Origin of the sequence: Calidithermus terrae (assembly GCF_003574345.1) — a bacterium.
Taxonomy (GTDB): domain Bacteria; phylum Deinococcota; class Deinococci; order Deinococcales; family Thermaceae; genus Calidithermus; species Calidithermus chliarophilus.
In genome coordinates, this window is sequence record NZ_QXDL01000368.1 from 1 (window position 1) to 2,200 (window position 2,200).

The 2,200-nt window shown below is 79.2% G+C and carries 1 protein-coding gene; it reads right to left on the reverse strand.

The features are described 5' to 3' along the window. Window positions 1-2,200 (reverse strand): ATP-binding protein (locus Mterra_RS22670; RefSeq protein WP_119316818.1); only part of this gene is annotated, 2,200 nt, incomplete at both ends.

The window sequence follows — 2,200 nt, forward strand, 5'->3', positions numbered from 1 at the left end:
GTGGGTGGCTTGGAGGAGGCGCAGGCGGAGGGTGAGGGCGCGGGGGTCGTAGGGTTCGGCCTCGAGCAGCAGGCGGCCGAGGCGGGCGGCCTCGAGGGGGTCGTGCTCCAGCAGGGCGCAGGCGCGCTGGTAGAGGCTGGAGTGAAGGCGTTCGCGCGCTTGGGGCAGGCCGCCGGGGAGGTCCTGGCGGTAGGCGCCGCGCCAGAGGGCGGTGGGGCCGCCCTGGAGGAAGCGCTCGGCGTCGGAGGTGACGGCGCCCAGCGCCCAGCCCTGCGGGGTGCCGACCACCACCGGGCCTAAGGCGGTGCGGGTGCGGTCAATGAGGTCCTCGAGCAGCACCCGGGCCACGCCCGCTTCGGTGTGGGGGTAGAGGGCGGCCTGCAATTCCTCCGGGCCGGCCCCGGAGCGCCCGAGCAGGCGGGCCTCGAGCAGGCACAGCAACAGCTCCTGCCGCTTGACCCCGGCGATGGGCCTGCCCGAGAGCTGCACCGGGCCCAGCACCTCGAGGCAGCACGACCCGGCGGGGCAGGCGGGGAGCGCCGGGGCGGCGGCGGGCACGGCCAGCTCCGGGAAGCAGCGCTCGAGACGGCGGGCCAGGCCCTCCAGCCCGAGCTGCCGGAGTTCGCGCAGGCGGGGGCGGGCCCGCTCGAGCCCGCCGGTGAGCCGGTCGAGCTCGAGGCCCAGCCGGTGCCGGGCGAGGGGCGTGGCGGCGAGCTCGAGGGCCCCGTGCAGGGCCTTTCGGGCGGCCGCGAACTGGCCCACGTGGACCAGGACGAGGGCCAGGGCGCTGAGGGCGCTCTCCCGTTGGGCCGGGTTCTGCGCGGCGGCCAGGGCTTCGCGGGCCAGGGCCAGGGCGCGGGGGCCCTGGCCGGCCCAGGCTTCGCAGAGGGCGGCCTCGCCCAGGCACGGCACCCGCGTCGCGGGGTCGGGCAGGGAGCGGGCCAGGGCGAGGGCGGCTCGAGCGGCCCGCAGGGCGGGGAGCCGGCCCTCGGGCAGGCCGCGCTCGCGGTGCAGCCGGGCGAGCAGGGCGCGGCAGCGGGCCAGCGAAGGGCCGGGGTCGCCCCGGCGCAGCAGGTCGCGGGCGGCCTCGAGCCCGGCCTCAGCCTCGGCGTACTTGCCCAGCTCGACGTGCAGGGCGGCCAGGCGCATCCGGGCCTCGGCCACGGCCTGCCCCTGGCCCAGGGCGGGCGCGGCCCGCACCCATTCCTCCAGGACGGGCTCCAGGCTGCGGTAGTCCCCGGCACGTTCGAGCGCCTCCGCCTGCCGCTGCACGGCCTCCAGGCGGCGCCGGGCGCCGTCCCGGCGGGTGGGCGCGGGCGGGGCCACGGCGGGCTCTCGCGGGGCCTCACGGAGGTACTGCTCCCGCTCGGCGGGGTCCAGGAGCTCGAGGCAGGCCTCCCGGTAGAGGGGGTGGGGGAAGCCCGCCCCCTCGAGCAGGCCGCCGGCCTCCAGGCCCTGCCGGGCGAGCCGCAGCGCCTGGGGCGAGAGCCCGGCCACCTGGGCCCACACGGCCTCGTCCGGGCTCTCCCCCAAGCAGGCGCGGGCTCCGAGGGCCCGTTGCTGCAGCGGGGTGCGCAGGGCCCGGGCCACCGCCTGCCGCACCAGCTCGAGCAAGGTGGTGGGGAAGTGGCCCGCCGGGGGCTCGCGCCAGCGCCAGAACCTGCCGTTGTGCCAGAGGTAGCCCGCCGCCGTCAGGTGCCGCCGGTACTCCCGCAGGAGCAGCGGGTTCCCCGCGCTGCGCAGGTAGAGCCACTCGAGCGCCTCCAGCGGGAGCGCTTCGCCCGCCAGGGCCTGGAGGAAGGCCCGGCTTTCGTCCCAGCCCATCGGCCCCTCCCGATGGTTGCGGAACGGCGCGGGGAGCGGGCTCTCGCCGGTGACCACCAGCGCCACCCCCGGCGTGCGGCTCACCCGGCGGGCCAGGGCCAGCACGCCCTCCCGGGCCTCGGGCGCGGCGCGGTGGACGTCCTCGAGCCCGACCACCACCGGGGCCAGCACCGCCAGCCACTCCCCCAGCGCCCCGGCCCAGTCCTCCGGCGCGAAGCGCTCGCCCGCCTCGAGGTGCTCCGCCCAGTGGCGCACCCACCCGGGCAGCGACCGGGGGCGGGGGAGGGCTTTAGCGAGCGCCCCGGGCAGCGCGGCGGCCCCGGCGGTGAAGCCCGGGCAGGGCACCGCCCGCCGCAGCCCCTCGAGCGCGTGGCTC